4 protein-coding genes are annotated in these 5,864 nt (G+C 62.7%); all 4 read right to left on the minus strand.

Annotated elements, in window-relative coordinates:
* Positions 1-681, minus strand: a 681-nt coding sequence (locus VN004_RS20505) for a fumarylacetoacetate hydrolase family protein (RefSeq protein ID WP_325614028.1), incomplete at its 3' end; no start/stop codon positions are given.
* 112 nt (positions 682-793) lie between these two features.
* A complete protein-coding gene (locus VN004_RS20510) occupies positions 794-1,765 on the minus strand; it encodes a tripartite tricarboxylate transporter substrate binding protein (protein WP_325614029.1) in 972 nt (323 codons plus the stop codon).
* 100 nt (positions 1,766-1,865) lie between these two features.
* On the minus strand, positions 1,866-3,728 hold the full coding sequence (locus VN004_RS20515; RefSeq protein ID WP_325614030.1) for a feruloyl-CoA synthase: 1,863 nt from the start codon (positions 3,726-3,728) through the stop codon (positions 1,866-1,868).
* Between the two features lie 62 nt (positions 3,729-3,790).
* Positions 3,791-5,864 (minus strand): TRAP transporter fused permease subunit (locus VN004_RS20520; RefSeq protein ID WP_325614031.1); only part of this gene is annotated, 2,074 nt, incomplete at its 5' end.

Here is a 5,864-nt window from a genome sequence, read left to right on the forward strand (position 1 = left end):
GCGCGAGGTGTTCGATTTCTGCCGCACCTGCCCGTTCACCAGGATTTCCAGATCGAGATTTTCCGGATCGGGGATCTCGTCCGCGGTGACGACATAGGGTCCGACCACCGAGAAGCGATCCAGCGACTTGCGGAGCGAGCGCTCCTCAGGGCCGCGGATCGTCATGTCGAGACCGATCGCGTAGCCGGCGATATATTTCAGCGCGCCCTCTTCCGGCACATTGAAACAAGTCTCGCCAATGATCGCGGCCAGTTCGACCTCGTGATCGGTGCGGCGGTCCTTCTCCACCACCGGCACGGGCTCGGAAGGGCCCGACAGCGAAGAGTTCGATTTCAGGAACACGCCATAATGGTCGATGGTTTTGATGGTCTTGCCGAAGCTGATCTGCTGGTCGCGATTGGCCTCGTCGATATGCGCGTGATAGTTGACCGGCGCACCGATCACCTTCGAGGGGTTGGGGACCGGATTGAGAAGCTTCACCGAAGAGATCGGCACCGGGGTCGCCCGGTCGGCCGCGGCCTCCATGTCCCCACGGATCTGCGGCAGCGCCACGACCAGCGGATCATGCGCCGGCAGAGGCCAGCGGACCGCCGGAAGCTTCTCGAGAACGGCGGTGACGTCGTGGACCATGTCGCCCCGGACCACACCAAGGCGATCATTGTTGAACCTGCAATAGCGCATTCCCAGCTCTCCGCGAAAAGTCGCGGCAGAGCTAATGCATTCCCGTCACCGGATCAATTCAATCCGGTGATCGGGCCATCAACGAATCGGGTCCGCGGGCCAAGCTGGGGCCTTACTTTGCGGTCGCGCCCGTTTTCTTGACGACATCGGCCCATTTGTCGATGTCCTTGCGCAGATAGGTATCGAACTCTTTCGGGCTCATCGTCATCGGGACTGCGCCCTGCTTGGCCCAGGCCTCGCGCAGGTCAGGCCGGTTCACGATCTTGGTGATCTCGGCATTGAGCTTGTCGATCACGGCTTGCGGGGTCTTGGCGGGGGCCATCAGCCCCAGCCAGATGGTCGCTTCATAGCCAGGCACGCCGGCTTCCGACACAGTCGGAACGTCGGGCGTCAGTTCCGAGCGCTTGGTGCCGGTGGTGGCGAGCGCCCTCACCTGCCCCTGCTTGGCGCTGTTCGACATCGTGGTCACCGCATCGAACATCATCTGCACGTGGCCGCCGAGCACGCTGGACCGCGCCTCACCCGAGGCCTTGTGCGGGACATGCACGATGTCGGTACCGCTCATGGCTTTGAACAATTCACCGGCCATATGATACGGCGTGCCCGGCCCCGACGACGCGTAATTGAGGCCGCCCGGCTTCGCCTTGGCCAGCGCAATGAATTCCTTGACGTCCTTCGCCGGCACCGATGGATGCACGACCATCAACAGGTCCGAATAATTGATCGGGGCGACGGCGACGAAGTCATTCATCAGCTTGAACGGCTTGTTCGGCGTCAGTGTCTCGTTCACCGTGTGCGTGTTCGACATCAGCAGCAGCGTGTAGCCATCGGGGTCGGACTTCGCGACCGCATCGGTGCCGATGATCGAGCCGGCGCCGGGCCGGTTCTCCACCACAAACGGCTGCTTCAGCGTTTCACCGAGATGCTGCGCGAGGACGCGCGCATAAACGTCGGCCGGACCGCCAGCGCCGAACGGCACGACAATCTTCACCGGCCGCGACGGATAATCCTGTGCCTGCGCACCGAGCGGCACAACGGACACGAACAGAGCAGCGGCAATTCCGAGCAAATGCCGGCGTGACATCGGCGATCTCCCTACTGGCTTGTTGTTGTTCGAGATTGATAGAACACCAGCGAGGGAGCCGCAATTCCTCGCACACGGCTCCGATTTCACAGGGTCAAATTCATTCGACCACAATGACATCGGGATGACGCTTGGTATCGAACAGCCGCTCGCCTTCAGCCTTGCGGCATTCGAGTGCGACGCGCTGATTGATGTAGCCCTTGTCGGTGATCTCGTTGCGATCGATCGATGGCAGATCGGGCAGAAGCAATACGCGCGCGATCCGCATCGTCGCGCCGGTATTGACCTTGTTCCAGCGCGCAAACGCATTGCGCAGATGGGTGTGGATCTTCGGATGCACCGCGTAGAAGGACAGATCGCCATCCTCGCCGGTGACTTCCTTGCATCCGGCCGCGTTCAGCCATGCGATCAGTCCGACCTGATCGCGGCCCTCACCGCACACGATTGCATCCTGCAAGACAGGTGACGCGGCTGCGATCGCGCCGACGCGAAGCGCACCGACCGCAACCCAGGTGCCGTTTGTGAGCTTGAAATCTTCCGCAGTGCGGCCATCGAAGATCAGACCCTGGTTCGGATCGGCGGGATCGGCGAAGCGCACGGCGTCACCGGGCAGATAATAACCCTCCTCGTCGAACATCGCTTGCGTGAGATCGGGCCGTCGCCAATAGCCCGGCGTGATGTTCGGGCCACGCACGCGGATCTCCAGCTTGCCACCGGTGGGCACAAGCTTCACGTCGACAGCCGGGACCGGGACGCCGACATTTCCCGCGCGCTCCAGAAGCACATGCGCCGAGGTCGCCAGAGGTGAGGTTTCGGTCGTACCCCAGGCCGATGTCATTGGCACGCGTGCGCCGGTGATGCGGATCGCGAGCGCCTCCAGACGCTCCCACATGTCCTGCGGCAAGGATGCGCCGGCATAGAACAGGAGCCGCACACGTGAAAAGAATTGGCGCGCCAGCGCGTCGTCCTTTTCCAGGAACGGAAGCAAGGCGCCGTAGCCAGCGGGCACATTGAAATAAACCGTCGGCGCAATCTCGCGCAGATTCTGAACGGTCTGCCCCACCAGCGCCGGCAACGGCTTGCCACCGTCGATGTAGAGTGTGCCGGCTTGCTGCAGGATCAGGTTGAAATTGTAGTTGCTGCCGAAGGTGTGGTTCCACGGCAGCCAATCGACCAGCACCATCGGATCGTCTTCGATGAACGGCCAGGTTTGCACCGATTGCTGCTGGTTCGCGGTCAGCATGCCATGCGTGTTGATGACGCCTTTCGGCAGGCTGGTCGATCCCGAGGTGAACAGAAACTTCGCGATCGTATCGGGACGGATCGCGGCGACCGCCTTCTCGACCGCAGGGCCCGCCACCGTCTTCTCGAGGTCTGAGAACAGCGTGACATTCGGCAGGTTGGCGCCGTTCTTTCCGGCAACGATCGGCGCCGTGACATGCGCCAGCGCCTTCGCGAATGGAGCGGTATCGGACACATAGACGAGGCCCGGCGTCAGCAGCTCGTTGATGTATTTGAGCTTGGCGTGATCCTGGCTCTGCAGCGAATAGGCAACCGAGATCGGCGCTATGGGTATCCCCGCGGTGTAGCAGGCCAGCGTCATCAGCCCATGCTCAACCGCATTGCCGGACAGCACCATGACCGGACGTTCGGCTGAAAGACCGCGATCGATCAGCGCCTGCGCGACCGCGTCGGCCTTGCGGCGCGCCTGCGCATAGGTGACCCCGGCCCAGGCGCCCGTGGCATCGCGTTCGGCCATCAGCAGCCGGTCGGGCTGGCGTTCGACGGCGCTGCGGAACAGGAGTGCAAGGCTCGGGACATAAGGCGCAAGGGGCTGTCCGGCCCGCAATACGATCGAACCGTCGCTGCGATCTTCCCGTACGACTCGCGGCTCGGCGAAGCGGATGGGTCGGAATGGCGGCTTACCGGCTTCGTGCGCCGGTTTTGGCATTGTCGAATTCACAGCGTCCTCCCAGACGACATGAACTATAATGCATGTTCTGGTTCGGCCCTGTCAAACCGGATTCAGGAGGCCTTCGCAGTCGCCTGCTCCCGCTCGGTGGCATTCCGGCGAAGATGTTCAAACACGAGACCGATGATGCCGGCCGCCACTGCGGCATAGTTCACGTAAGGCGCTGCACTGAAGGCGGCCGGCGGCAACACGATGCCGGCGGCCACAAGTCCGTAAAGCCATCGCATCGATCGAGACAGCGGCGTGAGCGAGAAGCCGAGGATCGCGGCTGTTCCGACATAGAGCCCGAACAACACGCGCAGGAGATTCCACACGATCTCGACCGCCGGCCCGTCCATCAAAAGGCTTGGCGTCAGCACGAACAGGAACGGCAGGATAAAGGTGCTCCAGCCGACGAGACAGGCGACCCAGCCGGTGGTCCAGCCATCGGTTTTGGCAATATTCGCCGCAGCATAAGCCGCGAACGCGACCGGCGGCGTAATCATGGAGAGCATGCCGTTATACATCACGAACATATGCGCGGCCATCGGCGTGACACCGAGCTTCACCAGCGCGGGCGCAAGCAGCGTCGCGGTGAGAATGTAGACGCTGACCGTCGGCAACCCGATGCCGAGCACAAAGGCCAGCATCGCGATGATCAGCAGCAGCACGAAAACATTGTCGCCGGACAGCGTGATGAGCTGGAGCGTCATCCCGAAGGCGAGCCCCGATATGCTCATGATGCCGACCATGATGCCGGCGGCGGCGCCAATCAGGATGATGTCGAGCGAGAAGCGGCCGGTATCGATGATCGCCTGCACGGTCTCGCGGACGGTCGGCCGCCTGCCGCGATAGCCGAAGATATAGGTGCACACCACGATGATGAGCGTGCAGACGATCGCGGTCTTCTCCGGCGTGAGGCGCGTATATTCGGGATAAAGCAGCGAGAAGACGAGGAAGGCGATCGGCAGAAAGAAATGCCAGCCTGATCGCATCACCTCCCCGACCGTCGGCGCACCTTCGACCTGCGCCGCGCCGATCTTGTGCTTGGCGGCTTCCAGGTCAACGTGGATGAAAAGACAGGCGTAATACAGGAAGGCCGGGATCGCGGCGGCGACACAGACCGCGCCGTACGAGACCTGCAGGAATTCCGCCATGATGAAGGCGGCCGCGCCCATTACCGGCGGCATGAGCTGCCCGCCGGTGGAGCCGACGCCTTCGATGGCCGCAGCCTTGCGCGGCGAAAATCCCGACCTGATCATCATCGGGATGGTGACGATGCCGACCGCAAGCACGTTGCTCACGGCGCTGCCGGAAATCATCCCGAACAGGCCGGACCCGAACACGGCGATCTTGGCCGAGCCGCCGCGAAAGCGGCCCATTGCGGAAGCTGCAAGATCGGCGAAGAAATCGGCGCCGCCAGTGCGCGCCAGCACCTGCCCCATAATGGTGAAGGGAATGACCACCAGCACAGCGACGCCGACGATGGCGCCGATGATACCGTTGGTATCGAGACCGAGATAGACGATCAGCCGCTCGGGCGAGACCTTGCGAGTGGCAAAATCGCCGGGCAGATGCGGCGAGATGAAGATATAGATCGCCATCGCGAGGATGATGCCGACGAAGCCCCAGCCGGAGGTGCGGCGGCTCCCGTCGAGCACGAGGAACGTCAGGATCGCGCTGCCGACGATCCCTTCCACGGGCAGGAGCGCGATCTCGTAGGTAAGAGGCTCGTAGCGGACCGCGATATAGCCGCAGATTACGAGCGAGGTAACGACCGCAATCCAGTCGAAATACGCCGCAAATCGCGGTCGCGCGCCAAGGAAGGTCCAGGCCAGCAGCACCGCATAGCCCGCGACGAAAGGCAGCGGATTGGCCGCGACGACCTCGTACCGGTAGATCGTGTAGGACAGGAGGATGAGGGTTGCCGCCGCCGCGCCCGAGTGGATTGCGCCGAACTTGCGATCGGTCTCGACCGTGAAAGCGAGCGCAAGAACCAGTCCGATGCACACCGTGAGCATCTGCTCGGTATAGAAGGCGACGTTGAACCACTGGCGGGGGACATCCATCACCCACAGCACGACGACCGCGATCAGGAGCGCCTGGAACACATTGGTCCAGAATCGCTGCGCCCGCGACGTAGCGGAG

It is taken from the genome of Pseudorhodoplanes sp. (genome assembly GCF_035565855.1).
Lineage (GTDB): Bacteria > Pseudomonadota > Alphaproteobacteria > Rhizobiales > Xanthobacteraceae > Pseudorhodoplanes.